The 26418-nt window shown below is 68.8% G+C and carries 26 protein-coding genes and 1 pseudogene; 15 read left to right on the top strand and 12 right to left on the bottom strand.

Annotation, left to right across the window (positions count from 1 at the left end):
* Window positions 1–134: 134 nt before the first annotated feature.
* Window positions 135–1358, bottom strand: coding sequence for a CocE/NonD family hydrolase C-terminal non-catalytic domain-containing protein (locus tag ACIOHC_RS29895; RefSeq protein ID WP_401844715.1), 1224 nt, complete (start codon window positions 1356–1358; stop codon window positions 135–137).
* A 45-nt stretch (window positions 1359–1403) separates the two neighbouring features.
* On the opposite strand from ACIOHC_RS29895, the gene ACIOHC_RS29890 reads away from it, so the two are divergent.
* The 3 genes and pseudogenes from ACIOHC_RS29890 to ACIOHC_RS29880 form a co-directional block, all read left to right on the top strand.
* Window positions 1404–1835, top strand: coding sequence for a hypothetical protein (locus ACIOHC_RS29890; RefSeq protein ID WP_351085311.1), 432 nt, complete (start codon window positions 1404–1406; stop codon window positions 1833–1835).
* A gap of 307 nt (window positions 1836–2142) precedes the next feature.
* Complete coding sequence (locus ACIOHC_RS29885; protein ID WP_351085309.1) at window positions 2143–2346, top strand: antitoxin; 204 nt, start codon at window positions 2143–2145, stop codon at window positions 2344–2346.
* 374 nt (window positions 2347–2720) lie between these two features.
* Window positions 2721–2960: pseudogene (locus tag ACIOHC_RS29880) on the top strand (hypothetical protein); the annotation flags it as partial.
* A 448-nt stretch (window positions 2961–3408) separates the two neighbouring features.
* Here ACIOHC_RS29880 and ACIOHC_RS29875 read toward each other — a convergent pair.
* Window positions 3409–4296 carry an SDR family NAD(P)-dependent oxidoreductase gene (locus ACIOHC_RS29875; protein WP_351085307.1) on the bottom strand — a complete coding sequence of 296 codons (888 nt, stop codon included), beginning with the start codon at window positions 4294–4296 and terminating at the stop codon, window positions 3409–3411.
* Between the two features lie 118 nt (window positions 4297–4414).
* On the opposite strand from ACIOHC_RS29875, the gene ACIOHC_RS29870 reads away from it, so the two are divergent.
* Window positions 4415–5143, top strand: a complete 729-nt coding sequence (locus ACIOHC_RS29870; RefSeq protein WP_401844710.1) for a TetR family transcriptional regulator — start codon at window positions 4415–4417, stop codon at window positions 5141–5143.
* Window positions 5144–5438: 295 nt separating this feature from the next.
* On the opposite strand, the gene ACIOHC_RS29865 is transcribed toward ACIOHC_RS29870, so the two are convergent.
* From ACIOHC_RS29865 to ACIOHC_RS29850, 4 genes are all read right to left on the bottom strand, one after another.
* Window positions 5439–6206 carry a glucose 1-dehydrogenase gene (locus ACIOHC_RS29865; protein ID WP_351085303.1) on the bottom strand — a complete coding sequence of 256 codons (768 nt, stop codon included), beginning with the start codon at window positions 6204–6206 and terminating at the stop codon, window positions 5439–5441.
* 423 nt (window positions 6207–6629) lie between these two features.
* Entirely contained in the window at window positions 6630–7424 is a 795-nt protein-coding gene (locus ACIOHC_RS29860) for a maleylpyruvate isomerase N-terminal domain-containing protein (protein WP_401844707.1), read from the bottom strand.
* A gap of 219 nt (window positions 7425–7643) precedes the next feature.
* Window positions 7644–8591 carry an NAD(P)-dependent oxidoreductase gene (locus ACIOHC_RS29855; protein WP_401844705.1) on the bottom strand — a complete coding sequence of 316 codons (948 nt, stop codon included), beginning with the start codon at window positions 8589–8591 and terminating at the stop codon, window positions 7644–7646.
* A gap of 44 nt (window positions 8592–8635) precedes the next feature.
* Complete coding sequence (locus ACIOHC_RS29850; protein WP_389637104.1) at window positions 8636–9403, bottom strand: SDR family NAD(P)-dependent oxidoreductase; 768 nt, start codon at window positions 9401–9403, stop codon at window positions 8636–8638.
* Between the two features lie 882 nt (window positions 9404–10285).
* Here ACIOHC_RS29850 and ACIOHC_RS29845 point away from each other — a divergent pair.
* Window positions 10286–11341 carry a helix-turn-helix domain-containing protein gene (locus tag ACIOHC_RS29845; RefSeq protein ID WP_365689947.1) on the top strand — a complete coding sequence of 352 codons (1056 nt, stop codon included), beginning with the start codon at window positions 10286–10288 and terminating at the stop codon, window positions 11339–11341.
* Here ACIOHC_RS29845 and ACIOHC_RS29840 read toward each other — a convergent pair.
* The 5 genes from ACIOHC_RS29840 to ACIOHC_RS29820 form a co-directional block, all read right to left on the bottom strand.
* Window positions 11281–11958 (bottom strand): S26 family signal peptidase, encoded by a 678-nt coding sequence (locus ACIOHC_RS29840; RefSeq protein WP_365689948.1) that lies wholly within the window; start codon window positions 11956–11958, stop codon window positions 11281–11283. The two genes, ACIOHC_RS29845 and ACIOHC_RS29840, sit on opposite strands and share 61 nt — an antisense overlap.
* A 12-nt stretch (window positions 11959–11970) precedes the next feature.
* On the bottom strand, window positions 11971–13704 hold the full coding sequence (locus ACIOHC_RS29835; RefSeq protein ID WP_365689949.1) for an ABC transporter ATP-binding protein: 1734 nt from the start codon (window positions 13702–13704) through the stop codon (window positions 11971–11973).
* A gap of 161 nt (window positions 13705–13865) precedes the next feature.
* Window positions 13866–14414: a hypothetical protein gene (locus tag ACIOHC_RS29830; RefSeq protein WP_351085292.1), complete on the bottom strand. Its 549-nt coding sequence runs from the start codon at window positions 14412–14414 to the stop codon at window positions 13866–13868.
* 14 nt (window positions 14415–14428) lie between these two features.
* Window positions 14429–15055 (bottom strand): MauE/DoxX family redox-associated membrane protein, encoded by a 627-nt coding sequence (locus ACIOHC_RS29825; protein WP_365689950.1) that lies wholly within the window; start codon window positions 15053–15055, stop codon window positions 14429–14431.
* Window positions 15056–15119: 64 nt separating this feature from the next.
* Window positions 15120–15344: a hypothetical protein gene (locus tag ACIOHC_RS29820; protein ID WP_351085288.1), complete on the bottom strand. Its 225-nt coding sequence runs from the start codon at window positions 15342–15344 to the stop codon at window positions 15120–15122.
* Between the two features lie 508 nt (window positions 15345–15852).
* Between ACIOHC_RS29820 and ppk2 the strand changes: the two genes are divergently transcribed.
* Window positions 15853–16674 (top strand): polyphosphate kinase 2, encoded by an 822-nt coding sequence (gene ppk2, locus ACIOHC_RS29815; protein ID WP_351085286.1) that lies wholly within the window; start codon window positions 15853–15855, stop codon window positions 16672–16674.
* Here the strand turns inward: ppk2 and ACIOHC_RS29810 are convergent.
* Complete coding sequence (locus ACIOHC_RS29810; protein ID WP_351085315.1) at window positions 16664–17569, bottom strand: universal stress protein; 906 nt, start codon at window positions 17567–17569, stop codon at window positions 16664–16666. The genes ppk2 and ACIOHC_RS29810 overlap by 11 nt on opposite strands.
* A 324-nt stretch (window positions 17570–17893) precedes the next feature.
* On the opposite strand from ACIOHC_RS29810, the gene ACIOHC_RS29805 reads away from it, so the two are divergent.
* The 9 genes from ACIOHC_RS29805 (at window position 17894) to ACIOHC_RS29765 (ending at window position 26401) form a co-directional block, all read left to right on the top strand.
* The gene (locus ACIOHC_RS29805) at window positions 17894–19240 is read left to right on the top strand and encodes a nicotinate phosphoribosyltransferase (RefSeq protein WP_351085284.1); all 1347 of its coding nucleotides are present in this window, start codon (window positions 17894–17896) and stop codon (window positions 19238–19240) included.
* 177 nt (window positions 19241–19417) lie between these two features.
* Window positions 19418–19879, top strand: coding sequence for a cyclic nucleotide-binding domain-containing protein (locus tag ACIOHC_RS29800; RefSeq protein ID WP_351085282.1), 462 nt, complete (start codon window positions 19418–19420; stop codon window positions 19877–19879).
* A gap of 47 nt (window positions 19880–19926) precedes the next feature.
* The gene (locus tag ACIOHC_RS29795) at window positions 19927–20550 is read left to right on the top strand and encodes a CBS domain-containing protein (protein WP_365689951.1); all 624 of its coding nucleotides are present in this window, start codon (window positions 19927–19929) and stop codon (window positions 20548–20550) included.
* A 596-nt stretch (window positions 20551–21146) separates the two neighbouring features.
* Window positions 21147–21803 carry a CBS domain-containing protein gene (locus ACIOHC_RS29790; protein WP_351085278.1) on the top strand — a complete coding sequence of 219 codons (657 nt, stop codon included), beginning with the start codon at window positions 21147–21149 and terminating at the stop codon, window positions 21801–21803.
* 143 nt (window positions 21804–21946) lie between these two features.
* Window positions 21947–22513, top strand: a complete 567-nt coding sequence (locus ACIOHC_RS29785; protein WP_389637111.1) for a GNAT family N-acetyltransferase — start codon at window positions 21947–21949, stop codon at window positions 22511–22513.
* 191 nt (window positions 22514–22704) lie between these two features.
* Complete coding sequence (locus ACIOHC_RS29780; RefSeq protein WP_351085274.1) at window positions 22705–23706, top strand: Acg family FMN-binding oxidoreductase; 1002 nt, start codon at window positions 22705–22707, stop codon at window positions 23704–23706.
* Window positions 23707–24109: 403 nt separating this feature from the next.
* Entirely contained in the window at window positions 24110–24937 is an 828-nt protein-coding gene (locus ACIOHC_RS29775) for a helix-turn-helix domain-containing protein (protein ID WP_401844698.1), read from the top strand.
* A 185-nt stretch (window positions 24938–25122) separates the two neighbouring features.
* Entirely contained in the window at window positions 25123–25584 is a 462-nt protein-coding gene (locus ACIOHC_RS29770) for a cyclic nucleotide-binding domain-containing protein (RefSeq protein ID WP_365689954.1), read from the top strand.
* Window positions 25585–25690: 106 nt separating this feature from the next.
* Window positions 25691–26401, top strand: coding sequence for a response regulator transcription factor (locus ACIOHC_RS29765; RefSeq protein ID WP_365689955.1), 711 nt, complete (start codon window positions 25691–25693; stop codon window positions 26399–26401).
* The last annotated feature ends 17 nt before the right edge of the window (window positions 26402–26418 follow it).

The raw sequence follows: 26418 nt of genomic DNA, 5'->3' as shown, positions 1-26418 counted from the left end.
CCACCCCCCAGGCCATCCGTTCGACAGGGGGACACAGTCATACCGGGCCCGGAGGCCGGCGGTCCCGTTGCAGGACCGCGAAAAAGATAACGGGGGGCACGGCGGTCCTCCCGGTAGGCGCCGTGACGGCCTCGTCAGGAGCAGCCGAGCTGGTCTCCCTCGTGGTCGCGCGAAGAGCCCGACCGCGTCGCGCCATTCGCCGTGGCCGTAGTGAACGGCAGCACGAGACGGGAGGGGTGCACGGCGTCGCGGTAGATCTTGTGGGTGACGGGACGGCCCACCGGCAGGTGGAAGGCATCCGGCGGCAGCAGCGCGTTGTGCGCGTCGACCAGCGGCTCGTTGTTCGACAACTCCGCCACCAGACGGTGCCCCGGCTCGAAGGTGGCTGCGAACGGATGGAGTCGCAACACGTACTCCTGCGTCCTCCCGGGCTCCACCGGCACCGCGCGGGTGTGCGGGTGGTGGGGGTTGCCCTCGGCGGTGCGTTCCTCGTCGAGCTCGCGGTGGGAGGCCTTGAGGTATCCGGTGGTGATCAGCTGTCGGCCACCGCCGGGAGCCTCGTCCCACAGGCGCAGGATGAAGTTGGTGTCGTCCTGGTCGATCTCCGCGAACAGGTGCGCCGCGCCGGTGCCGATCAGCTCGGCGGGCTCCTCGAACGGCTCGGTGCTCCAATTCAGCACCTCCACCTTGTCGGTGACGGTGAGCGGCGCCTGGTAGAAGCCGTCGGGGGCCGCGTATTCGGCGCCCATGAACTCGGGCTCGAAGGAGAGCTTGTGCCGCGGGCGCAGATAGAGCGACTTGTACTCGATCTCCTTCGGTGGCCACTGCGTCGCGGTGACCACCTCGCGCGAGCCCTCCACGAAGACGCTCACGGCCGGCTCGTCCATGATGCCGTTGTCGATGCCCTTGAGCCAGTACTCGTACCAGCGGAACATCTTGTCGTGCTCTTCGATCCAGGGGCGCGACTGCATCGGCGGGTAGGAGCCGATGTCCAGCTTCTTGGGTCCCTTCAGGACGTTGAACAGCTCGATGTGGCCGTCCAGGGTCCAACCACGCCCCTGGTCGATCTGCAGGTAGACCGGGATGTCGATGTTCTCGGCCAGCGTGATCGGGTTGCGTTCCTCGTACCAGTCGCCGTCGAGGGGGTTCATCACGATGTCGAACCAGAACTCGCGGTTCTTCGGGTACTTGAGCACGTGCACGAGGTTCGGCCAGGCCGCCACGTCCGGGTCCTTCAGCCGCTCCTCGACGAGCTTCTTCAGCTGCTCGGGGGAATGGACCTCCCGCATGCGGGACTTGACGTCGGTGTGCGCGATGCCGGAGTCGCCGCCGCGTCCCTCGCGGGCGGCACGCGGCATGAACCACATGATGCCGCCGTGGTAGGTGGTCTCGTAGAAGTCGTAGTGACCACCGCTGACGAAGGTCGCCTTGAGGTGCGGCGGCTCCGCGATCTCGGCTTCGCGCTCGGCCCGGTCGTCGTCGGCGCGGTCGCCCTGAGCAAGGCGGGAACGGCGTTCTCGTCGAACCTGGGCGGTGCGGACCTGCCCGCGGACCATCTGGGGGCCGCGCGCGGGATCGCCGCCGAGGGAGGACCGATCGCCGTGAACAGCCTGCCGCCAGGCGCTCCGGGATCGGCAGCGCACGGCCTCGCCCTCGACGCGCTGGGCAGCGGCTTCAGCAACGCCTTCCTCATCTGCGGCATCGCCGCCGCCCTGGCCGCGGTCCTTACCGCCGTCGGCATGGTCGGCGTCCGCCCTCACCGCTCCCCCGCCCGGTCCCCGGCCGAGCCCTCCGCCACCGAGCGGGGCGGCGCGCCGGAGCCCGCCGCGAAGTAACGAGCCAGGCGAGGAGGAGGACAACGCCGTCCACCACTTCGGAGCGGCGTCTGCCAGGGCCCTGCGCACCCCCGGCAGCGCCGCTCTCACGGGTGCGCCGCTGTTCAGTGGCAGCGACGATCACCGCGTGCTCCTTTCCGCGGCACGTTCGCCCCGGTTCCTGGCCCGTGGATGCGGGGCAGGCTGCGTCGCGCACCGTGCCCCTTGCTTCGCACCGGGCATGCCGCCCAACCTGTCTCGTCCGCCACAAGCTCCGTGGGAACATGTCCCTGACCAGGCAATCCAACCCGAGGAGGCAGACCCACACATGTTCGACGCCCTGAAGAACCTCAAGGACAAGGCCGAGGATCTCGCCGAAGCTCACAGCGACAAGATCTCCGAAGGGCTTGAGAAAGTCGGCGACTTCATCGACGACAAGACCGACGGCAAGCACAGCGACAAGATCGACACTGCTGTCGACAAGGCGCAGGACTTCGTCGAGAAGCTGGGCGAGAAGGAGAAGAAGGACTGAGCCGCCCCGCGGGCCGGCAACCGGGGTTTCGACCACATCGCTGACGACTGATCACGATCAGGACCGTCCCGGGTGAGGTGCTCCGGTGAGTGGTTACAGGTGGGTCCCGATCCACCGAGATGCCAGGCCGACGAGAGCACGGGCTCCGCGCAGGCCACTGCTTGACGGGGATCGAGCGCGATCCACTGGCGCACGCGTTGCGCCTGGGTATCGCGCCTGTCCGAAGTGCGCGACTGGCCGCGGGCGCGCCGGGCACGGCGCTCCGTCGCCCAGGCGGTGCGGGCGTCAGTGCCGGGGTCGGACTCGGTCGCCGCGCGACGGGCCTGCCATGTTGTGCGCGGGGTACGCACCCCAGCGCGTAACACGTCGAGCCCGGCCGGACGCTCGTTCAAGCCCTCACCCGCGAGGTCCAGGAGGAAACCGGCCGGCGTCTTCGCCGGATGCTGAGGTCCCTCGCTGACGACGCGTACCTCCCCGCCCGTGGCACCCGATGCGCTCCCACTGCGGAGAGCCCGTACACAAGGCCACGACGGTTCCTGACGAAACACCCCCGAACCTGCAGATCGCCCCGGGCGCGTGATGGCCGAACAGGCCAGGGCCGATCCTGTCACTGATCCCGGAAGGGCCCAGTCAGCGGCCGCGTGCCACAGTCGGCCTTGCGCGGGCGGTCAGATGCGGTGAACCGGCGCAGAGTCCTGTGTCCAGTGCCAGCCGACCGGTCCCCGCCGCTTCTTCCGGGCGGTGCGTTGCCGGGTGTACGTGCGCAGCGCGTCCTCGACCGTGACCGCTGGGCCGGTGAGGTCGTCGAGGGCGGGAACACACGGTGCTGCTTCGTGTGGACCAGTAGCGGTCACCGTCGGGCAATCAGGCTCCGAGGGTGAAGCGGGTCAGCGGCTTCAAGGCCTTGGTCTCGGTGTCCGGTTCGGTGCGGAGCGCCCCTGCCGGTCCGTGTGTCGGCCCACGCGGGTGACGTCCGCCCCGCCGCCGGTAAGCAGCCGCGCCGCCGCAGCGCGCCTGCCACGGCCGGCACCGGTCACGAGTGCGGCCTTGCCCGCGGACTGTTCATTGCGGTCCCCCGGCCTCCTGCGCGAGGGCGACCAGGTCGACCGGGTAGTCCTGGTCGAAGTCGGCCGACCGGCTCACCGGCTCCCACGTGGCCGCCTCTTCCAGCTGGCCGCGCGAGTAGCTCTGCGCCATCTGGACGGCACCGGCCCCGAGGATGAGGTGGGAGGGCAGGCTCGGGTGCTTGACGAGTCGGACCAGGATCTCACCGGCCCGCTCGGGGTCGCCCGGGGCGGACATGCCGCCGAACCTGCGTACCATCTCGCCGACCGTCGGTTCGTACTCCGGTGTGACGTCAGGGATCCGCATCGAGGCTCCGGCCCAGTCCGTGGCGAACCCGCCAGGCTCCACGACCAGGCACTTGATGCCGAATGGCGCGGTCTCGGCCGCGAGCACCCGGGTGAAGCCGTCCACGGCGAACTTGGCCGCCTGATAGGACCCGAGCCCCGGCGTACCGCCGACGCGACCGCCGATGGAGGAGAACTGCACCATCGTGCCGCCTCCCTGCGCCCGCAGGACCGGCAGCGCCGCCGTCGAGACGTTGTAGACGCCCCAGAAATTGGTTTCGAACTGACGACGGAAGTCGTCCTCGGGCGTGGTCTCGATCGCCGAGGCGTTGGCGTATCCGGCATTGTTGACCACCACGTCGACCCTGCCGAACCGGTCGACCGCCGCCTGCAGAGCAGCCACGGCGGCCGACCGGTCGGTGACGTCGAGCGCAACGACGAGAACGCGGTCTCCGTACCGCTGCACGAGATCGTCCAGTTGTTCCGGCTTGCGTGCTGTGGCGACGACGTTGTCGCCGCCTTCGAGAGCGGCGATCGCGAGGTTGCGACCGAAGCCGCGGGACGTTCCGGTGATGAACCAGGTGTGGGTGTGTGCACTCATACTTCTAGCGCAACACAGTTGCATTATTACCGCAACCCCGTTGCGGTAATGCGCTGCCACATCACTACCGCAACACGGTTCCACTATTACCGAAACGCGGTTTCGTTATACTGGCGAGGTGACCAAGGCTGACTTCATGCGCGCCCGCAGCCCCGAGGCCAAGCGCGCCCGCGAAGAGGCAATCCTCGCGGCGGCGGAACGCCTCGCGACCATGGACGGAGTCCGGGAGGTAACCGTGACCGCCATCGCCGACGAGGTCGGCATGCACAAGTCAGCGGTGCTGCGCTATTTCGAGACGCGCGAGGACATCTTCCTACGCCTGGCGGCGAACGGCTGGAAGGACTGGTCAGCCGAGGTGCGCAGCAGCCTTGAGGCCGACACGCCCCGCCCCGCCGTCGACGGGCAGGAGTGGGGTCGGACCGCCCAATCGATCGCCGACACGCTGGCCCACTCGCTGGTGGCCCGCCCACTGTTCTGCGACCTGCTGGCGCACACCCCGCTGAATCTGGAACGCAACGTCTCCACCGACACGGTCAGGGCGTTCAAGCGAGTCGCCGTCGCGGAGGTCGCGGACATCAGCGCCACGCTTCGCGCGGTCGCGCCGCTGGACCTCGAACAGGCACACGGCGTGGTGGTGACCGCCACGTCGATGGCCGGAGCCCTGTGGCAAATGGCCGCACCCGGCACACAGTTGCGCGCCTTCTACGAGACCGATCCCGAGCTGTCCCATTCCATCGTCGACGTCGAACCCAGGCTGGCCGACATCCTGAGCGCTCTGCTCACCGGCTACGCTGCCGGCTTGCCCCGACCGGACCGCAATCGGGGAGTACCGGATGCCGCAGCGTGACCCGCACATCGACCGCCGAGGAGCCTGCCAGGCCCGCGGTCCGCAGGCGATGTCCCGCATGCTGCAGCCCCTGCTCTCCGGGGCTGAGCAGTTCCAGTAGCTGTGCAGTTCCAGTACAGGAGTTGGTTTTCCTGCCACATCGACCCTTCAGAGCGGAACGTGGATCGGTACGCGGACGCGGTGCTTCAGAGTGGCGGCGGTCACGCGGACGCCAGGCCGGATGCTCTCCTGAAGACGCGGGGTATCCGCGGTGATGCTCCGGTCCGAGCGGTGACTCGACCAGCGATCCCACGGTTCACGAGCTCGGGAACAGGGGCCCGCCCGCCATGAGGCCGCCGTCGGCAAGGAGGACGTGCCCGGTGACGTAGCTCGCCTTGTCCGAACCCAGGAACTGGACGGCCTCGGCGATCTCCTCCGGCGTACCCGCCCGGTGCATGGGCAGCACCGAATCGACCGCCGCACGAGCCGTGTCGTCGCCGGTGAACCGCTCGTACATGGCGGTCCGGGTGTAGCCGGGCGCGACCGCGTTGACCCGGATACCGTGAGCGGCACCTTCGAGCGCAGCCGCCTTGGTGATGCCGACGACGGCATGCTTGCTCCCGACGTACAAGGCTGCCCCGGGATAGCCCATCAGGCCGAAGTTGGAGCTGACGTTGACGATGCTGCCGCCGCCCTGTTCCCTCATGACCCGGAACTCATGCTTCAGGCACAGCAGCGTTCCCTTGACGTTGGTATCGAAGGTGGCCTGGTAGGCCTCGTCGGTCACCTCGGTGACAGGGCTGGGCGTTCCCTCGGTGCCGGCGTTGTTGAAAGCGACATCGATCCGCCCGAACCGCACGACCGCACGGTCGACGAGGTCCTTCACGTCGGCGTCGAAGCGGACATCGGCACGCACGAACTCGGCCGGGGCGCCGAGTTCGGCCAGTTCCCTGGCAAGCTGCCCACCCGCGTCCTCGTGGCGGCCGGAGACCACGAGGTTTGCGCCTTGACGGGCGTAGGCGAAGGCGGTGGCGCGGCCGATACCGGTGAGCGCGCCCGTGATGAGGACGACGGAGTCAGGCACGTCGAGAGTCCTTCCTTCAGCCCCCGGGCGAACGACGGACAAGCGGTTCGGAACCCGCACGACACCGGGTTCCTCTTCACACCGGGGCGTATCCCCCGGCACGCCCGCAAGGAAGGTGTCCCAGCCGGACGACAACCGCATCGGACCCGACCGCTGCATCCGTCGAACGGCGGCACTCGACGACCCGTACGGCCCACGGACGCCCACCGGGACAGACGATTCGCAGGCGCTCGCGCGGGCGGGAGGCGAACCACGGTTTCTGACGGAAGCCGCCATGGGTCGCAGATCGGGGACGGTCCGCATGCTGGAGCCCACTTGCGGGGCAATCCTCCGTCTCTCTCGCTCCTCGACACCGCGCGATCCGCTGACGTCTTGCGGAGCGCCGGCCCTCGGCCCGGCCTCGCGATCCGCACGATCACCCCTTCAGACAAGGTTCAGCGCGTCCAGGAAGAAGCTCGCCACCTGGCGGTCGCCGGTCACGTTCACGTGGTCGCGCCAAGGCACTCTGGTCGTGGCCCAGGCTGTGAAGTCGTGCGCCGTCGACTCCACGATGGCAGTCGGCCTCAACCCGTTGCTTGCAGGCGTCACGGTGATCTGCCCCTGACGCGGATCGAGCATCCACGCGCCACCGCCCGGCCCGGTCAGCGTCAGCTGGATGGGCTCGGTGAGGCTGTCGGCGAGGCCCGGCTGCATGTACGGCAGGCCGGTCAGCAGCCACCCCACGGCGGGCCGCAACCGGGTCTCGTCCGGTGATGGCGGCTGGCGCCGCAGAGGGCCTCGGGGAGCCAGAATGTCCCATCGCAGATGGTCATAGAAGTCGAACGCGCACACATCGGCCATGGTGTGCAGGGGATACGTTCCCAAGTCGAGGTACGGCGCCCGCGTGGAGGCATACGGCTCGTTCTGCAACGTGTCGAAAACCGGCAGGGCTTCAGCGGACTGACGTGTGAAGTCAGCGAGCACGTCGTCGGGGGCCCAATCGGCCCTCTCGGTGACGTGCACGTCGTTGAGCCGCTCAATGCCGAGGCCGGTGTCCGGTGCACCCCTGACCGCGGACGTCAGGATGCTCAGCAGATCAGCCATATGAGTGGCGACGTCCTTGACCGACCAGCCGGTGGCGGCGCTCGGGGCAACCCATTCGTCGACGCCCAGAGACAGGAGAACCATCCGGACATCGTCGATGGTCGCCCGCAGGCCGGCCATGCCTTCCGGACTCATCTCATCCACTCCTCGGGCCCGAGCGACACATGCACGCGAACAGCTGCATCCATGCTCCTGCCGAAGCGGTAGGGCTGTGGCATTTGGACAGCCACTGGCCGGACACGCCTGGGGCACGTCGACGGGCCCGCCGACTGCCGGGCGCGGGCAGTGGCGTCGCCGTCGCGCCGCAACCGTCGGCCGGGGCCGACGGGCCGGCCGGTGGTGTCGGACGGCAAGTCATGCCTGCGGTGACAGGCCGTCGTCCACGGGCACGTTCTGGGGGTTCAGTGTGATGCCGGAGTTCCTGGCCTGTTCGAGGATCAGGGCAGCGAAGTCCTCCTCGACGTGCCCTGCCCCGATGGCGCCGGCGACGAGCTGAGCGGTGGTGGCGGCGAGCGGCATCGGGACCCCCAGCTCTCGGGAAGCCGACAATCCCAGGTCGAGGTCCTTGCTCAGCAGCGGCATCGTGAACGTCGGTGTGAAGTCCAGGTTGACCAGCGCGGGCGACTTGTAGCGGGTGTAGACCGAGCCCATCACGGAGTCGTTGAGGAATTGCAGGAAGGCGGCACGGCTGACACCGCCCTTCTCCGCGAGGACCGTGATCTCGGCGAGCGACTGGGTGACGACACCCAGGAAGACGTTGTGCGCGATCTTGACGAGACGGGCGACCTCGTCCTTGCCGACGTAGGTCACCCCGCGCCCGAAGACTGCCAGCAACGGCTCGACCTGGTCGAACACCTCGCGCGAGCCCGAGGCCGCGACCGTCAGCTTTCCTGCGGCGATCACCTTCGGGTTCCCACTCACCGGGGCGGCCAGGAAGTCGGTCCCACGCTTGGCGCATTCGCTCCGGATCAGCGCGGACCCCCGAGTGGACACCGTCGAACTGTCGATCAGCACCCCTGGCGCGGCATCCGGCGAGGTCAGCACGCCGCCGGGGCCCGTGGTCACCGCCTCCAGGTCGGGCGAGGCGGAGACCATGGTGAAGACGACATCCCGGTCCGCCAGGTCGGCCGGCCGGTCGACGATCGTCGCTCCCTGCTCCGCCAGGGGTTCGGCCTTGGTGCGGGTCCTGTTGTGGACGGCTACGTCGTGCCCCGCTTCCAGCAGCCGGGCGGCGAGTTGAAACCCCATGCGGCCGGTACCGATCCATCCGAGGCGCGGACGGTCCTGGGCGACATACGTCATTCCTCTACCTCAATCCTGGAAACGAGTGATGCGGCGCTTCTCGGTCAGAACCAGCCGCCGTCGGCCTGGATGGTCCGACCGGTGATGAACGAGGCATCGTCCGACACCAAGAATGAGACGACCGCGGCGATTTCGGATGGCTGGGCCATGCGCCCGAGCGAACTGGCCGTGCGAATGAGGGTGTGGAATTCTGTGTCGACGTCGGGATGGACGTAGTGCGAAGCCGCGTGAGCGGACATGTCGGTGACGGTTCCACCAGGCGCGATCACGTTGATGGTGATGCCGCGCCGGCCGAGTTCGGGGCTGAGGTTGAGCGCGATGCACTCGACGGCGGCCTTGCTCGACGCATAGAGGGCATGGTAGAAGACCGCCTTGTGGGCACTCTGCGATGACGTCAGTACGACCCGCCCTCCTTCGCCCATGTGGCGCACTGCGTGCTGTACGGCGAAGAACTGGGCTCGTGTATTGATCGCGAAGACACGGTCGAAGTCGGCGGGTGCGACGTCGTCCAGCTTGCCGAAGTGCTCGATTCCGGCGTTGCTGACGAGAATATCGAGCCCACCAAGAGCTTCGGCGGCCTGATCGGCCAGTCGGCGGATCTCCTCCGGATCGCTGACGTCCGCCTTGATCGCGACAGCGCGGCGGCCGTCGGCGGCGATCTCGGCGGCGAGCGCTTCGGCCGCGTCTGCGCCGCTCCGGTAGTTGATGGCCACGTCGGCTCCGTCGGCGGCGAGCCTGCGGACCACAGCCGCACCGATTCCTCGTGCGCCGCCAGTGACCAGGGCCTTCCTGCCTGTCAGCCTTCCGCTCATCGGTCTTCTCCAGTCCACGGGAATCCGGTGGTCATGCCGCATGCGGGCATCGCGAGGACGGAACACCGCCGCGTCAACACCCGCAGGCTCCGAAGCAGGCGCTCTGTAGAGGCGGACCTCCCGCCCGCACGGGCCTCAGAAGCCATATTCATGTACCGGCGGACAGGCCGCAGAACGGCGAGACCACGCCCCACCGCCCATGGCCGCCTCCGCAGGAACCCGCCGGGCCTGACGGCAGCCGCCGAAGTTCAACGCTGCGTAGTCGGCACCAAGTCGGCACGGGACAGGTGATCAGGGGTGCTGACATGCGGTTCCAGGGCAGCACCCAACCAGCACGCAAGACAGTGCCAGGGCGCTGAAGCATGCAGAACGACGCAGATCGGACAGGCGCCCGCCGGCCTGCAACGCGGACCTCGGAGCACTCTCGACGCGCCTTTCACGGTGGCCCCGCGCACACCCGGCCCAAGAACTATGGTGTTCCGCCACATGTACCTCTGACCTGCCCATTCCTACGGTGCGGCGACACGAAACCGTCCCCGCCAACCACCCGGAAGCGGTGCTCATGGCTGCCTCGGCATCCGCCCCTCCGACCACCCGCTCGCTCAAGCGCATCGTCGCCGCACGTCTCATCGGGACCACCGACGTGTGCCTCCCGCGCTCGCCGTCGCAGAGGCGCGGCCCGCAACACCCGACCTCCCCGTCTCTCCGTCTCCCCGGACATCAGCTGTCGATCGCACCGCAGATCGCCAAAATTGCACCTACCCTTGCCCGTTCGGTGATGGCAAGCTCTCGCCCAGGCAGCTCCCACCACTCATCAGGCCGTGTCAGACGCATGACGACCACATGCGGCCAGGCACGGGACGTTACATATCGGGGGAACGAGTGAGAGACGAACTGTTGGAGCCGGAGGGCTTCACCGAGGTGGCGGCGTTCATGGCGGGTCTCCGTCGGTTACGCGCGCTTTCGGGGCTGACGATGCGGGAACTGGCCCACCGGGCCGAAAAGGAGGGTCGTGCCCTGCCCGCCAGTACACTCTCCACCGCCCTGAGCCGGGAGAAGCTGCCGAGGGCCGAACTCGTGGAAGCGCTCGTGCGCGCCTGCGGCTGCCCGCCGGACGTCGTCGCCGCCTGGTTGGCGGCGCGCAGCAGGCTCGCTCATCCCGCAGATCCTGAAGTCACATCGAGCGGTGCGCCGGCAGCGGCCCCTGACCAGGAGGACTCGGCTGATGCGGCGGCGGCAGCACGGCGCGGGCGCCCGGGTCTGCGTCGGCAGGCGGGTGCGTACATCGCTGTGGCGGTCGTCGCCGCCGCTGCCACCTTGGGGCTGGTCCTGTACGAGCAGACCGGTTCCAGGGCCACCGACACCAATCAGGGACCGGCCAATGAGGGACTGGTCGCCGTTCCGGGTGATGCCACCGCACCATCGGCCCGGTCCGGGTCCGTCCCGGAGGGCAGGTACCGTATTCGTGCCGTGCATTCGGGCCTCTGCCTCGCCGAGCGCGTCGGTGAGGGGTCGGGCCAGGTCCACCAGGCGCGATGCACCGATGCCATACCGGACTACGCCCTCGAACGGCTTGCCGACGGTACGTATCAGATCCTCTCCAACCACCCCGAGTTCGGGCCGGGGTGCATGGGTGTGACGGACCGGCGTACCGCCGATCTCGCCCAGGTCGCCGATGACGTGTGCGGACGACGGGGTCCTGCCGAGCGTTTCGCGCTGGAGTCCGCGGACACCGCCGTCGTCAGCCGGCCCGCCACGACCGGCCCCGGCAACTCACCGGATCAGGGTTCGTACAGGCTGCGTCCACGCCATTCCCAGAAGTGTCTGGGTTTCACCTCGTCGGCGAGGTCCGGTGAGCGGGAATGGCAGCCACTGCTTCAGTTGTCGTGCGACCCGGTGGCCGAAGAACAGCTGTTCGCCTTCGATCCGGTGAAGTGACGACGCCGAGGGCGGTGCTGACCGCGACTGTGGTCCCGGCGGGAACGGTGGGCGGCCCGGCCGAGCGGCCGTACGACGACACCCAGCACCTCCTCGGCCGAGTAGTAGCCGAATCGGCGTGAGTCGAAGCTCTGTGCCCGATTGTCCCCGAGCAGCACGAGCCTCCCCGACGGCACAGTGGTCTCGGGTACGTCCGCCAGGGACGGAACGCTGTCACGCGGTATCGGGTCACCCGGCACGGCGGCGACCCGCTTGACGATCCACTCGAAGTACGCAGGTTCCTCGGGGCCCATCACAGCGCGCCCGAGCACCGCGAGTTCCCCGACCGCTCGGACGGGGCCGCGTCGGACGAGGAGGCGGTCCCCGCCGCGGAGCGTGGGCTGCATGCTCGCTCCCCGGACCGTCACGACCACCCATCGGCTGCGCAGCAGGGCACGGCCGACGGCCAGCATCAACCAGGGAACGGGCGCCAGGACGGACAGCCACACCAGTGGTGGCGCGGGCCGGTGCAGCATCGCCAGCGGTACGGCCGTGATCAGCAGGGTCAGCCCGAAAAGCAGCGGGCCGCGCACGGGGCGGGCGGAGTGTTCGCCCCGGCGGGAGGCAGGAAGGGTCATGGTGGAGTTTCCTCAGTCGCGCGCGGCGGCCCGGTAGCCGGATGCCTGGAGTGTGAACAACTGTGCGTAGGTCCCGTCCAGTTCGAGCAGTTCCGCGTGGCTGCCCTCCTCGGCCACGCGGCCGTCTTCCAGTACGACGATCCGGTCGGCGCCCCGTAGTGCGCCGAGGCGGTGCGAGATGAGCAGACTGGTCCGGCCGGTGCGTGTGTGCTGGAGCGAGGCGTGGATCTCGGCCTCGGCCTCGGCGTCGAGACCGGCCGAGGGCTCGTCGAGGATCAGGAGTTCGCTGCCTTCTCGCAACAACGCCCGTGCCAGCGCGAGCCGTTGGAACTGGCCCCCGGACAGCACCACGCCCGTCTCCGGGTCATCCTTGTCCCCTTCCATCATGAACGTCCGGGAGAGCAGGGTCTCGTAGCCGTACGGAAGGCGGCTGAGGACGTCGTGGATGCCTGCCTCGCGTGCGGCGCGGGTGAGGCGCTCGCCATCCCCCAGCGCACTCAGGTCACCCAGGGCGATACTCTCGGCGGCGGTGAGGTCGTAGTTCATGTAGTCCTGGAAGACGACCCCGATCCTGCGGCGCAGTTCTGCGGGATCCACCTCGCGCAGGTCCACGCCGTCCCATCGAATCGCGCCTCTCACCGGGTCGTAGAGTCGGCAGAGGAGTTTCACCAGGGTGGTCTTGCCGGCCCCGTTGAGGCCGACCAGTGCGAGGGAACTCCCGTACGGAACACGGAGGCTGACGCCCCGCAGGATCCACGGATGGTCGGCCGAGTAGCGGAACCACACGTCGTCGAACTCGATCGCCCCGCCCAGGGGCGGCAGGTCGCGCGGCGCCTCGGCGACGGGCAGGTCCTGCGCGGCGGTGGTGACGGCGACGAAGTGGCCGAACATCAGCAGCGACTGGTGGGTTCCGGCGATCGCACCCGCCAGACCCCCAAGCGCGGACTGCACGGCGACGACGGCGGTGAGGAACATCGCCACGTCCCCCAGGGACAACCCGCCCCGGCTCGCCGACGCCACCGCCCAGACCAGGCCGCCGCCCGAGACGAAGGCTCCCAGCATTCCCAGCCCTGCCTGCCAGGTGACCTCCCTGCGGTCCACGGTCCGCCGCGCGGCGTTGGCCGCCCGCCGCTCCGCCAGCATCCGGCCCCGCAGATGGGGGGCGGTTCCGAACAGCCGGATCTCCTTGGCGGCGGCCACGCTCGACAGCAGGTGGCTGTAGAACATCTCCCGGCGTTCGATGGGACCGACCGTGACCGAGACCGCTGCCCGCTGGCGGGACAGCGCCACCTCCGCAAGCAGTGTCGGGATGCCGGCGCAGAGCACCAGGACCGTCATGCCCGGACTCAGGGTCCACAACGACAGCAGAAACCCCATGAGCACGAGCGCCGACTGGCCCAGGCGCAGCAGGCCGTCCACCGCCTGGAGGGGCATCGTCCCACCCGCCTGTTCGGCGAGGCGCAGCCGGTCGAGGAAGGCGGGGTCCTCGAACCGGGCGAGGCCCACGAACCGCTCGACCGCGCGGAACAGGTGGTCCTGTGCCCGCAGGCCGACCGAGCGGTCGAGTTCGGAACGCAGGTACTCGGCACCCTGGGGGCCGATCGCCAGCGCGACCCCCGCCAGGGAGAATCCCACGGCCGACCACACCGGATCCCAGGCGGGGGTGCGGCCCGACAGTCCGTCGAGGATCAGCTTGGTCAGCCAGGCGGCCGCGACCGGCAGGACGCCGCCCACCAGAGTCGTCATCACGTAGAGGCAGAAGGTTCCGGGCGCCGCGGCGAAGGCCAGGCGACAGGCCGTTCGCAGGGTCTGCCGGCCTCCGTTCCCCGGCGGGGCCGGCGGATCTCCGACCTCCCGCCGCAGGGCCGGCGGGCCTCCGTCCCGCGGCGGGCAGGGCGCGTCGGCCATCAGATCAGAGCGCCCATCGGCTGGTCCAGGTCGATGCTGTTGGCACTGACCCGTACCTGACCGAGCTCGTCCCGTGCGACGCGCAACATCGTCGGGAAGGCGGACACCTTGAATGCCCCGGCGACGGGGCCCATGCCATTGGTCACCACGACACGCGCGACCGGAGCCAGCGCCTCAGCGAACTCCCGCTCCTTGCCGTCGTCCTCGGCGACCACCACGAGGGTCTGGTCCCGGCCGCCGGGCAGCTTCCTGGCGTACTCGACGAAGCGCGGCATCTTCTCCCGGCACGGCGAGCAGTCGTGCATGAAGAAGGCCACGACGCAGTCCTCGGCGAGGTCGTCGCGTCCGACTTCCGCACCGTCGAGCGTGACGGCGGCGAACTCGCCGACCTCCAGGCCGACGGGGACGTCCGACTCGTTCAGACCGCCGCGCTCGGCCAGCAGTTCGCTGTGCTCGCGCAACCGCCTGACCACGCCGATGGTCAACAGCAAGTTCAGGCAGCACAGCAACCCCACCACCGGAACGAGAACGAGGAACAGGGCATTCATGGTCCGACTCCGTTTCAGGTACGTGAAAACTTCTGATGCTTCAGGGATGACGAGGGGGCCGCCCCTGGGGCCGACGGCCCCCGGCGAACACGGTCACGGGCAGGGGACTTCGCGGCGGCGCCCGGCCCGAACAGCGAGACGATGTCGTCGAGCACCGTGACCAGACCACCCAGCACGGCTCCGGCACAGACGGCGCCCACCGCCCCGGACCACACCAGCGGCCCGTGCGGCGCGGACGATGCGAAGACACCGGTGGCCGCGGCGGCGACGAGCAGCGCATTGCGCAGCAGGTGGCGCGGCGCGAGCACCGCCGACGAGGCCCCGAAACAGCGGCACGGCCTGTCGCCACCGCGTCGCAGCAGGACCGCGATGGCGCCGGAGAAGACGAGCAGAAGCAGGCCCGCCGTAGCGAAACCCGCGGCGGCGACGAGGTGCGAGGGGGCGGCAAGGCAGGCGACCAGGGCGAGTTCACCCGCCACGACACAGCCGGCGGCCGACGCGGTCAGCCGGTCCGGCAACAGCCTCATGGCACGCAGAGACGCACGGAATTCCCGATGGGACGACGGCCCCAGCTTGCTCAGGGACGAGATCAGGAACACGACGCCGACGAAGCAGCGCAGGCCGAGAGCCAGGTAGTGCATGAAGACATCCACCTCTACTGGAAAGAGCGGCGCCGCGTGGGCGCCGCCCCCGCTTCGGACCCGATCAACAGGACGTCGCACCGCACCAGGTGCTCTTGACGACACAGCCCTGTCCGTCGCAGCAGTACGCCTTGCACTGCTGGTTGCTCGGGCACTGCCAGCACGCCTTGAACCACTTGCAGCCACACTGCGCCGCAGAAGCCTCGATGCCGGGCACGAACCGCTCCAGCAGACCGGCGCCCATGGCCTCCAGTTTCTTCAACAAGGGATTCCCTCTCTTCCAGGTCACCCAGCCCTTCCGTGGGCCGAGCCGGAACCAGATTCATCAACCCCTGAGGTGCTGTGCAATCCACCCGGCGCACCGGCACAGTACGGATCGGTTCCGCACCTGTCCCGCAGTGAACGTGCAGGTCGGAGCAGGTTTCTGAGCCTGTCCTGAACAGGCCGGTACAACCCGGAACGAGGAACCGCGCGGGCCCCGAGCCCAGGAGCGCCCTCTACACGACCACCTTGAACCTGCTGTCCCTGAAGAACGCTGCCCTCTCGGGCCGAGACAATGTTGCCGTCGCCGCCGTTGACGGTGAGGATGTCGCCCTTCGGGGTGATCGCCAACCCGAGCGGGCCGTTGAGGTGCTGGCCGGCGGTGACCACTCGGCCGATACCGGCGCTGGTGCGTCCGAAAGGCCGATCCGCTCGCCGTCCTGCCTCATCGAGCACGTCGTATCGGGTGCGCGCGGCGAAGCCCATTCGGCGCTGTCGCTTGACTTCGGGCATGGTCTCCTCCATAACGTCATCCCATGTCGGACGAGAAGGGCTCGGGCGAGCCCGCAAAGCTGCCGCGCTCGCTGTACGAGCGGGAGCTGTATCGGCTCCAGACCGAGCTCGTGAAGCTCCAGGAGTGGGTACGCGTCGAAGGCGCACGGCTCGTCGTGGTGTTCGAGGGACGTGACGCGGCGGGCAAGGGGAGCACGATCAAACGCGTCACCGAACACCTCAATCCCCGAGTGGCGCGCATCGTCGCCCTGCCGCGACCCACCGAGCGCGAGCGCGGCCAGTGGTATTTCCAGCGCTACGCCGAGCATCTTCCGGCCGCGGGGGAAATGGTTCTGCTGGACCGGAGCTGGTACAACCGCGCGGGCGTCGAGCGCGTCATGGGTTTTTGCACCATGGAGGAATACCAGCGGTTCCTTCGACAGTGCCCGATCTTCGAGCGGATGCTGGTGGAGGACGGCATTCTGTTGCGCAAGTACTGGTTCTCGGTCAGTGACGCGGTGCAGGAGGAGCGGTTCCGGCGTCGGCTGCGGGATCCCACCCGCCGGTGGAAACTCTCGCCGATGGACCTGGAATCGATCACCCGCTGGGAAGCCTATTCGCGGGCGAAGGACGAGATGTTCGTCCATACCGACATCTCGGAGGCTCCGTGGTACGTCGTCGAGAGCGACGACAAACGCCGGGCCCGGCTGAACATGATCGCCCATCTCCTGTCGAGCGTGCCGTACGAGGCAGTCTCTCCGCCGGTGATCGAACTGCCTCGGCGACCTCCGGCCACCGGGTACCAACGGCCGCCGAGGAACCTTCAGACGTACGTCCCCGACCACGCGTCACAACTCAGGAAGTGAGGCGAGAGGTTTCGCACGACCGGGCCGCCGGAGGTACGACGGCCACCGGACAGTCGGAGTGGCGGAGCAGGGCATGAGCGACTCGGCCGAGTTGGAGTCCGACGTGGCTGCGGCGGCGATGCGCCCCGACAACGATCAGGTCCGCAGCGGCCGAGCGCTGGACCAGCACCTTCGCAGCCGTTCCCTCGACCGCCGCCGAGTGCAGCCGGACCGTCGGGTGATCGCGTACGGACTCGGCCACCGCTTCGTCGATCAGCGTCGCCGCACGTGCCTTGCAGGAGAGGTACGGCTCACCGGCAGCACGCGAATGATCGGCGCGATCGTGCGAGGGACGACGCCAGGCATGTACGGCATCCAGGTCACAGCCCCTTGCCCCCGCCTCGTGGAAGGCGAACCGGATCGCCGCCCCTCCCCTCTCCGGTTCCCCGACACACACGAGGATCCGCCCGTGCGCGCCCTCGATTCCGGCCCTGTCACCACGCACGACGATGACGGGGCAAGGGGCCCGGGCGGCCACGACCATGCTGACCGAACCGAGCAGAAGTCCGGTGAGCCCGCCACGCCCTCGCTCCCCGGTGATCAGCGCCCGGGCATTGCGTCCCTCGTCCAGAAGGGCGGTCACCGCGTCCTCGGGCATCACCTCGACCGAGACGTCGACGTCCGGACGGCGGCGGCGGGCACGCTCAGCGGCGCTTTCGGCGATGCTGTCGGCGAGCGCCTGGTCCGAAGGGCGACCCAGGCCGAGTGTCGGCGCGGCGCCCTCGTACTGCTCCCACCCGGACGCGTACACCAGCCGCAGCGGCAGCCCATGAAGAGCCGCCTCGTCGACGGCCCAGTCGACTGCCCGCAGGCTGGTCTCCGATCCGTCCACACCCGAGACCAGGGGCAGCTCCATCATTCCCACCGCCTTCCACTCGACCGAGTGAGAAGCACCTGCCCTCAGAGTTGCACTGGAGCGGGCCCTTCGTGAGGACCGGTTCGGCCCGGACAAGGAACGTTCGACCCCCTTCGCGGTCCGGCCGGTCGGCACGCACGACGTGCTCTTCGGCTGCGGCAGAAGTCACTCGGCGGTGCTGGTTGCCGCCCCGGCGTCCAGCTGGCCCACGAGTCGCGGGCGGCCGATAGTGGAGGGAGGAGTGCAGGGTGGTGCGGCGCGAGCGCGCATGGGACGGGCGGCAGTCCCGGAAGGGATGACGCGACGGGGAGGAAGGTGCCGTCGATGTCGAATGCCACGAGCACCGACCTCTACGAGGTCACGATGGCTCAGTCGTATCTGAGCGAGGGCATGACACGTTCGGCGACGTTCAGTCTGTTCGTGCGCAATCTGCCGCCGGACCGGGGCTTCCTTGTCTGTGCCGGGCTGGAACCGGTCCTCGACTTCCTCTCCGCCTATCGTGTGGACGTGGATGACGTGGACGTCTTCGCCTCGGTGCTGGGACGACAGCCCGAGGATCTGGCACCGCTGCTCGGCCTGGAATTCAGCGGCGACGTCCGAGCAATCCCCGAAGGGCACGTCGTGCTGGCCGGAGAACCCCTCCTGGAAATCACGGCACCCCTCCCGCAGGCCCAGATCGTCGAAACCTACGTACTCAACCAGCTCAACCACCAGACCTCCGTCGCCTCCAAGTGCGCCCGGTGCGTCCTGGCCGCCGACGGACACCCCGTCGTGGACTTCTCCCTGCGTCGCACCCACGGCATCGAAGCCGGACACCAGGCCGCCCGGCTGGGTGCCATGGTCGGCTTCGCCGGAACCAGCAATGTGGCGGCGGCCCACTCCGAGGGCCTGACCGCGGTCGGCACGATGGCCCACTCATATGTCGAGGCCTTCGGTGCCGAGGAGGACGCGTTCCGGGCCTTCGCCCGCTCCCATCCGGGCCCGGTGACATTTCTCGTGGACACCTACGACACCGTGACAGGCGTGGCGACAGCAGCGCGTGTACTACGCGATCTGGGGCTCGGTCCGGGCTGTGCCGTCCGGCTGGACAGCGGTGACCTCGGGGCCCTGGCCGTACAGGCACGGACCATCCTCGATGCCGCCGGCCTCCGGAGGACACGGATCGTGGCGAGCGGTGGTCTCGACGAGTTCGCCGTGGACGGACTGGTCCGCTCCGAAGCGCCCATCGATACGTACGCGGTCGGCACCCGGATCGGCGTCTGTGCAGATGCCCCCTACCTGGATTCCGCATACAAGCTGGTCGAATACGACAGCCGGCCCGTGATGAAGCTGTCCTCGGCCAAAGTGACCGCGCCGGGGCGCAAGCAGGTGTTCCGAAGACCGGGATACGCTGATCTCATAGCTCTCGTCGACGAGCAGCCGCCGCCGGACGGCGTCCCGCTGCTGGAGTCGGTCATGCGAAAGGGGCGACGGGTTTCAGAACGTGCCGAGTTGGACACGGCACGGCAAAGGTTCATGGCCGACCTCGCTGCACTGCCATCCGGGGCCCGCACCACAAGGACGCCCATCGCGCCGGAAGCGAAACTCTCACGACGGCTCAGCTTGCTCACCGCGGATACCCGCCGATACATCGAAAGGAATCTGCTGGGGGGCACTCACGAAGCCGTCTGATCCGAACTCGCGACCGGACGCAAGGAGTGACTCGGCAGGCGGAGCCGCCCGGTGCGCTGTGATCGAAAGGCTTGCCCACCCGGGGCCGGACGGGACCGCGGCAGGGGCCGGTCGGCCCATGTCCGTGAACCGACTGCCCCGTGATGCTGAAACCGGAGGCTACAGAGGAGGCCACCGATGAGCGCTTCTCCCACTCGCATCACCTCAGCCCTGCCTGCCCAGTGCCGGGCCCGCCTGATGGGGATCGGGCACGAGGTCAATTTCGCCCAGGGAACCCGTCTCTTCCAAGAAGGAGATCACGCGGACCGCTTCTGGATCCTGCGCTCGGGCACCGTCACGCTGGACATCCACGTACCGGGCAGCCCCCCGGCAGCGATCGACAGTCTCGGCCCCGGCGAACTGGTCGGCTGGGCCTGGCTTTTCGAGCCCTACGTCTGGCACCTCGGAGCAGAGGCGATGACGCCTGTCCGCACCCATGAGTTCGACGCGGCGACCGTACGGATGATGATGGACGCGGATCCCGTCTTCGGCTCGGCCATCAGCCACTGGGTCGGGCAGGTACTCGCCCACCGGTTGCAGGCCACTCGAATCCGTCTGCTCGATCTCTACGCCCCTCACGGCAGCGGCGGGTTCGTGTGAGCACGCCGCCCTGCCACCAGCCAGGAGTCACGCCCGAGGAGCACCCCATGGCTGCATCCCGGTACACCGTCAGCGACGTCATGACCCGTACAGCCGTGGCCATCGGCCGCGAGGCCTCGTACAAGGAGATCGTCGAGCTGATGCACCAGTGGAAGGTCAGCGCCGTGCCGGTCCTCGAAGGCGAGGGCCGCGTCGTCGGGGTCGTCTCCGAGGCGGACCTGCTGCCGAAGGAGGAGTTCCGGCAGGACGACCCGAAGCTGCCCGGTCAACTGGAGGAGGCTTCCAAAGCCGACGCGGTGCTGGCCGAGGGGCTGATGTCGAGTCCGGCCGTCACCGTCCACCCCGATGCCACGCTCGCCGAGGCCGCCCGCATCATGGCACGCAAGCGAGTGAAACGACTGCCCGTCGTGAACGGTCTCGGCATGCTGGAGGGCGTCGTGAGCCGCAGCGACCTGCTGAAAATGTTCCTGCGCTCGGACGAGGAGATCGACGAGGAGGTCCGATCCGCCGTGGTCGCCGAACTCTCTCCCTCGGACCGGGTGGAATTCTCTGTGCTGGACGGTGTCGTCACCCTGCGGGGCCCTCTCCGGAACCGTTCCGCGGTGCCACTTCTGGCTCGGGCCATTCGCGCGGTGGAAGGCGTCGTGGACGTACGCATGGAACTCGGCTGAGGTTCCCTCCAGGCACTTGCGTCCCACAGCAGCCTGTCCGGCTCCACCGTGCGGGCAGCAGGGACCCACCAGGGATGTCGATGGGGTGAACGGCCTCGCGAATCGTCTCCACCAGGGCCCGCGACCTCGTCGACGAAGCCCGCACACTCACGGTGTTCGGCGAATACGTACCCGTACGCGCCCGCGGTGACCGGCCTCCCACACTGCTCGGCACACGCCGACGCCGACCAGATCATGGACTGACTGCGCGGCGCCCCCGCACCACGCACGACCTATGGGGTCCACGGCGAGGAATCGTCGTGCGATGCCCCGCGGGACCGGATCGACCACGAGCCGGGCCGGACGGTGGTCGTACCCGGACCCGGTGAGGCCGTCCTGGTGCGCCGACCGGCGCCGGGCGGCCGGCGCGCTCTGATGCCACGAGGCTCACTCGCAGTTCGTTCCCCCGTTGCGAGGCTGCGTGTGAGGGACGGGAGGCACACCATGAACTCCATGGAGCCTCCGCTCGTCGCGGATTCGACTCCGTGGCCGCATCGGACCTTCTCACTCCCGCGGCATTAGTAGGCCGCTCGCCCGCACCCATCGAGGAGCCTGCCATGGCCTCTGCCCGGTACACCGTCGACGACGTCATGACGAAGACCGTCGTCACCGTCACCCCCGACGCCGAATTCAAAGAGATCGCTGCCGTCATGGAGCGGTGGAAAGTCACCGCTGTGCCTGTCGTCGAAGGCGGCGGCCACGTCGTCGGCATCGTTTCCGAAGCCGACCTGCTCCCGAAGGAGGAGTTTCACGAGCACGGGCCCGGCATGATCGACCCCGTGCACCGCCTGGCCGACACCGCCAAGGCCGGCTCGGTCCGGGCCGAGGAAATGATGACGAGCCCCACCGTCACGATCGAGCCCGGCGCCTCCCTCCCGCAGGCCGCCCGACTCATGGCCGACGGTCGCATCAAGCGCCTCCCGGTCGTCGACGCCGACGGCAATCTCAAGGGCATCGTCAGTCGCGCCGATCTGCTCAAGATCTTCCTGCGTTCCGACGACGATCTCGCCGCAGAAATTCGCCACGAGGTCGTCGACCGGCTGTTCCCCGCCTCGCACGGCCACGTGAAGGTCAGCGTCACCCGCGGTGTCGCCACACTCACCGGTCGCGTCCGCGACGCCACCCTCATTCCCGTCGCCGCCCGCCTCGCTCAATCCGTGGAAGGCGTCGTCGGCGTGGACTGCCGACTCGAAAGCCAAGCATCCACCCAGTGACCCGAGTCGGAGATGTGTCGTCGGTTCGGTACGAGTCGTCCGGGTCCGAAGCTTTCGCCGTCATCACTTACCGACGCCCGGCGGGCTGTGTCGGAGAGTTGAGCGCGTCGTCGTTCGACGTCCCGATGACGAGCTGGTGATTCATGGAGTACCGGTACTTTTTCGCCTGCTCGGCCACCGTGTGGTCCCGGGTGAAGTCGTCCGACGGGATCATCACTCCGTCCCCATTGCGCCTGGACGATGCGAAGGCGCACCTCACAGGGGAGGATGAGCTGCTCGTTCGCCGGCTCAACGGCGGTCCCGGCACGCGCGAGGGCGTCGAAGCCCACATCCGGCACTGCCGGGAACAGTGGGACACTGCCGGGTCGCTCCGCGCTTTCGGTATCCGGGTAGGTGCCGACGAGACTCTCGCGGGGACGGTCGACTTGCGGTTCGCAGGAGAGGGCCTGGCTCCCGGCCAGGTGAATGTCGCCTATGGTCTCTATCCGCCCTGGAGGGGGCGTGGCCCGGCTACCCGCGCGGTCCTCCTGGCGTCCCAGTACGCGGCCGGTGCGCGCGGGGAAGAGGCGGTGATCCAGGTGGAGCCAGAGAATCCCGCATCCGCCGCCGTCGCGCGGCGGGCAGGGTCCACCCCCGACAAGCGGACCCACGGCAAGAACGGCACCCGGTTCGACAGGTACGTCCGGGACCTACGCACCGCTCCCCAGTGACGATCAGCAGTCAGCGGGACAACCTTCAGCCCGGCCTCGATGGTCCGGCGTCCGCCTGGACAGGAAACGCATGCGGCCCTGCCGAGGGGCCATCCGGATCCGAGCGAGGGACGAACGGCCCATACGGGCAGGGCTGCGATCCGCTTCATGCTGAAGCCATCGACCATTCCCGACTCCCCGGGAGACCTGCGATGCCCACGAGAGCGCTCGACGACACCACACTGACCGACCTCGTCGCCGATGCCACCGCTGCCCCGTCCATGCACAACGCCCAGCCCTGGCAGTTCCGCTACACACGCCACAACCGCACCTTCGCTCTCCGGGCGGACTTCGAGCGCGCGATGCCGGAGGCCGACCCCACCACCCGTGCACTGCACGTGGGCTGCGGCGCGGCCCTGCTGAACCTGCGGGTGTCCGCCGCCCACCACGGCCTGGACGCACTCACCACGCTGCTGCCCGAACCGTCGGACCCGGCCGTACTGGCCACCGTCGGTCTCAACGTCCGCCCCGATGCCCGACGGGAGCCCGCGGATGAAGCCCTCGCCGCTCTCCACCCTGCGATCCGGGACCGGCACACCAGTCGCTGTCCGTTTGACGAACAGGTGATCCCTGAAGACGTCCGTGCGCAGCTCGCCGACGCGGCCCGCATCGACGGCGCGGACTTCGCGTTCCTGGCACCGATCCATCTGGAGACGGTGCTCGAACTGATCCGGGACGCTGAGGGGTACGACCGCGGGGACCCGGCACGGGAGGCGGAGCAGGAACGCTGGACCCGGAACACGAAGGCCGAGGCGCCCGTGGACGGAATCCCCGACTACGCCTTCGGCCCCCGCGACGCCTCCGAACGAGCCACCACTCGCGACTTCGCGGGAACCGGGGTCGTCCCGGGCCGAGCCCGTGTCCTGTTCGAGAACCGACCCCAACTGGCCCTGCTGAGCACCCGGGGAGATCGGCCCACGGACTGGCTGCGCGCCGGTCAGGCCTTGGAACGCGTACTGCTCACCGCCACGCTCCACCAGGTGTCCACCTCGTTCGCGACCCAGCCCCTCGAATGGCCGGACCTGCGATGGCTCCTGCGCGACCCGGTCTACGGCACGGGACACCCACAGATGATCATCCGCCTGGGATACGGGCCGAGCGGGCCACGTACACCGCGACGCCCCCTCGACGAAGTACTGATCATCGAACCGTAGAAGCCCGCACTGTATGCATCGACCTGGGGTCCGTAAGCCTCGCCCTCGCGGGCCGGTCCCACTGCCCGGTTGTCGTGATCCCGGCGGCCACCCCGAGCGCTCAGCCGAAGCCGGGCCGCGTCGTCGTCGGGATCGGCGACGATGCAGGCCCGTCGGCAGCCGCCCACTTCACACTCGCGCAGGCGACATCGCGCCACGGCGAGCTGATCGCCGTACGCGCCTGGCGCTGCTCAGCCCACGAAGCAGCGTGCGGTCTTGCACTATGCGCCCTGCCCCGTCGCCGTCGTCCCCGACAACGCGCGAAGCCTGCGGGCAGGAGCGCGTGCCACCGTCCCGTAAGTCCCGCGCAGCCTGCGGCATGGGCTGAGCGGGTCGCGGGACCGGGCCGGTCGGCCCAAGCGCCATGCGTCCCCTCCGGCACACGATGAAGTGGAAGAAGAGCACGGAAGGAGTGACTGGCCCGGCTGCCGGACCGGACCCCATCAAGGATGTGCGGAACATGGTGCACGGAGAAAGCCACTCATCGGACAGCAAGCCGGACAGAGCCCCGTCGGGAGACCTGGGCCGACGGGTGATGACGCGCCGCGAGCAGCTCGGGCTCAGCCGTGAGGGAGTGGCCGAACGGGCCGGATCGGCGCCCGGTTACATCCAGTACGTCGAAAAGCATCAGGCGACGCCCGGCATCGGGTTCCTGCTGCGACTGGCCCAGGCGCTGGAAACCAGCCTGGCCGAGCTGACCGGCAGCACAACGGAGCTGCCTCCGGGCATCGGCCAGGCCGGTTATCACACCCAGTTGCTCGAACTGGGCCCCCAGGAGTGCCACCGTCTGCTGTCCACCCACGGAGTGGGCCGGATCGGTGTGACGACGGCCGACGGGCCGGCGATCCTGCCGGTCAACTACGTCGTGGATGGTGACCGGATTTCCTATCGCAGTGCTCACCACACGCTGCCCGCCACCGCAGCGGACCACCTCGTGGCCTTCGAAGTGGATCACATCGATGAAGCGCTGAGCCAAGGGTGGAGCGTACTTCTCGTCGGTACGGCAGCAACCGTCACCGATCCCGGAGCCTCGCGAAGGCTGGACGAACTCGCTCACACCACTCCGTGGGCCGGCGGCCCACGGAATGTATGGCTGACCATCACCCCCACCCGTGTGACCGGTCGCCGTATTCGCGTGCTCAAGAGCCACGCCGCGCCGACCGGCGGTGAACCCCGAGATCCCTCGCCATGACGCCGCCGTGGATCTACGGCAAGGCCCAAGCGCACGATGTCGCAGGTTCGGGCCAACGGCATGCGGCGTATGGGCACGGCGTGGATTCCGTTTTGCACCACGCAGCACGACCGAGCGCTCCTCCGAAAGCGCGCATATCGTTCAGAGCGGGCGGGCACACATCGCCGGCCAGGAACGGAGGGTCCATGTCCACGGCCAGGAGTCTGCTCGACGTGATCCCGTCCGAGAGCCGGGCCCGCCTGCTCGACGAAGCGGCCTGTGAAGTGCCTCTGGTCCTCGACACACGGCTCTTCGATGAAGGCAGAAGGGCAGACCGCTTCTGGGTCATCCGCTCCGGACAGGTCGAGGTCGACCTTCATGTGCCCGGCCGTCGTGCGGCGGTCATCGAGACGCTGGGGCGGGACGATCTGCTGGGCTGGTCCTGGCTGTTCCCGCCACACGTGTGGCACCTGGGTGCGCACGTGATCCAGGCGGGACAGGCCGTGGAATTCGACGCCGCAGCCGTCCGCTCGCTGTGCGAGGCCGATGCGCTGTTGGGCCGGGCGGTCTACAAGTACGTCGCCGAGACGGTGGCGGAGCGGCTGTACGGAACGCGGAAGAGGCTGCTGCAGCTGTACGGTCCCCGGGCCGAGGCTCCTGAGGCCTGAACGGTCCGGGGCGGGGGCCTTCCGGCCCTGGTACGTCTCTCCTGTGCGGACCCACGATGGGTAGAAGGTGGGACTGCGCAGCCCGTCGACTAAGAGGAGGGCCACCATGAGCGAAGAGACGGGGTTCTCGGCGCAGAAACCGATCCGCGTGTTCCTGCTGGACGACCACGAGGTCGTCAGGCGCGGCGTGCAGGATCTGCTGGACGCGGAACCCGACATCAGGGTCGTCGGCGATGCGGGCACGGCCGATCACGCACTCTCCCGCGGCCCGGCGCTCCGCCCCGACGTCGCGATTCTCGATGTGCGACTGCCGGACGGCGACGGGATCACGGTCTGCCGTGAGCTGCGCTCACGGATGCCGGAACTGGCCTGTCTCATGCTCACCTCGTTCGACGACGACGAAGCACTGCTCGACGCCATCATGGCGGGCGCGGCCGGCTACGTACTCAAGGAGATCAAGGGGGCAGACCTCGTCACCGCCGTCCGCACACTGGCTTCCGGACGCTCGACCCTCGACCCGTCGACCACGGCACGGCTGATGAACAGCTTGCGCGAGGAGGAACGCGGCACTGCAGCGACGGAAGTCGACGCGCTGTCGGAGCTGTCCCCGAGGGAGAAGGACGTCCTCGCGCTGATCGGTGAAGGACTGACCAACAGCCAGATCGGCAAACGCCTCTACCTGTCCGAGAAAACGGTCAAGAACCACATCTCCCGTCTGCTGGCCAAGCTCGGTGTCGAGCGCCGCATCCAGGCGGCAGTGATCGCCGCTCACGCCTCGGAATCCGCCCCGCCCGGTGCCAGGCACCATCAGAGGTGAGCGTCGGCCCCAGAACC

It is taken from the genome of Streptomyces sp. NPDC088252 (assembly GCF_044740965.1).
Lineage (GTDB): Bacteria > Actinomycetota > Actinomycetes > Streptomycetales > Streptomycetaceae > Streptomyces.
This window is presented reverse-complemented; position numbering and strand designations above follow the sequence as displayed.

Coding starts and splice junctions, on each gene's coding strand:
- ACIOHC_RS29895 (WP_401844715.1), bottom strand. CDS start 1,358: ATGCCGCGTGCCGCCCGCGAGGGACGCGGCGGCGACTCCGGCATCGCG.
- ACIOHC_RS29875 (WP_351085307.1), bottom strand. CDS start 4,296: ATGAGTGCACACACCCACACCTGGTTCATCACCGGAACGTCCCGCGGC.
- ACIOHC_RS29810 (WP_351085315.1), bottom strand. CDS start 17,569: ATGGAGCTGCCCCTGGTCTCGGGTGTGGACGGATCGGAGACCAGCCTG.
- ACIOHC_RS29795 (WP_365689951.1), top strand. CDS start 19,927: ATGGCTGCATCCCGGTACACCGTCAGCGACGTCATGACCCGTACAGCC.
- ACIOHC_RS29780 (WP_351085274.1), top strand. CDS start 22,705: ATGCCCACGAGAGCGCTCGACGACACCACACTGACCGACCTCGTCGCC.
- ACIOHC_RS29835 (WP_365689949.1), bottom strand. CDS start 13,704: ATGACGACTCTGGTGGGCGGCGTCCTGCCGGTCGCGGCCGCCTGGCTG.
- ACIOHC_RS29770 (WP_365689954.1), top strand. CDS start 25,123: ATGTCCACGGCCAGGAGTCTGCTCGACGTGATCCCGTCCGAGAGCCGG.
- ACIOHC_RS29840 (WP_365689948.1), bottom strand. CDS start 11,958: ATGACCCTTCCTGCCTCCCGCCGGGGCGAACACTCCGCCCGCCCCGTG.
- ppk2 (WP_351085286.1), top strand. CDS start 15,853: ATGTCGGACGAGAAGGGCTCGGGCGAGCCCGCAAAGCTGCCGCGCTCG.
- ACIOHC_RS29800 (WP_351085282.1), top strand. CDS start 19,418: ATGAGCGCTTCTCCCACTCGCATCACCTCAGCCCTGCCTGCCCAGTGC.
- ACIOHC_RS29860 (WP_401844707.1), bottom strand. CDS start 7,424: ATGAGTCCGGAAGGCATGGCCGGCCTGCGGGCGACCATCGACGATGTC.
- ACIOHC_RS29830 (WP_351085292.1), bottom strand. CDS start 14,414: ATGAATGCCCTGTTCCTCGTTCTCGTTCCGGTGGTGGGGTTGCTGTGC.
- ACIOHC_RS29825 (WP_365689950.1), bottom strand. CDS start 15,055: ATGCACTACCTGGCTCTCGGCCTGCGCTGCTTCGTCGGCGTCGTGTTC.
- ACIOHC_RS29775 (WP_401844698.1), top strand. CDS start 24,110: ATGCGTCCCCTCCGGCACACGATGAAGTGGAAGAAGAGCACGGAAGGA.
- ACIOHC_RS29855 (WP_401844705.1), bottom strand. CDS start 8,591: ATGACGTATGTCGCCCAGGACCGTCCGCGCCTCGGATGGATCGGTACC.
- ACIOHC_RS29885 (WP_351085309.1), top strand. CDS start 2,143: ATGTTCGACGCCCTGAAGAACCTCAAGGACAAGGCCGAGGATCTCGCC.
- ACIOHC_RS29805 (WP_351085284.1), top strand. CDS start 17,894: ATGTCGAATGCCACGAGCACCGACCTCTACGAGGTCACGATGGCTCAG.
- ACIOHC_RS29850 (WP_389637104.1), bottom strand. CDS start 9,403: ATGAGCGGAAGGCTGACAGGCAGGAAGGCCCTGGTCACTGGCGGCGCA.
- ACIOHC_RS29785 (WP_389637111.1), top strand. CDS start 21,947: ATGGAGTACCGGTACTTTTTCGCCTGCTCGGCCACCGTGTGGTCCCGG.
- ACIOHC_RS29765 (WP_365689955.1), top strand. CDS start 25,691: ATGAGCGAAGAGACGGGGTTCTCGGCGCAGAAACCGATCCGCGTGTTC.
- ACIOHC_RS29790 (WP_351085278.1), top strand. CDS start 21,147: ATGGCCTCTGCCCGGTACACCGTCGACGACGTCATGACGAAGACCGTC.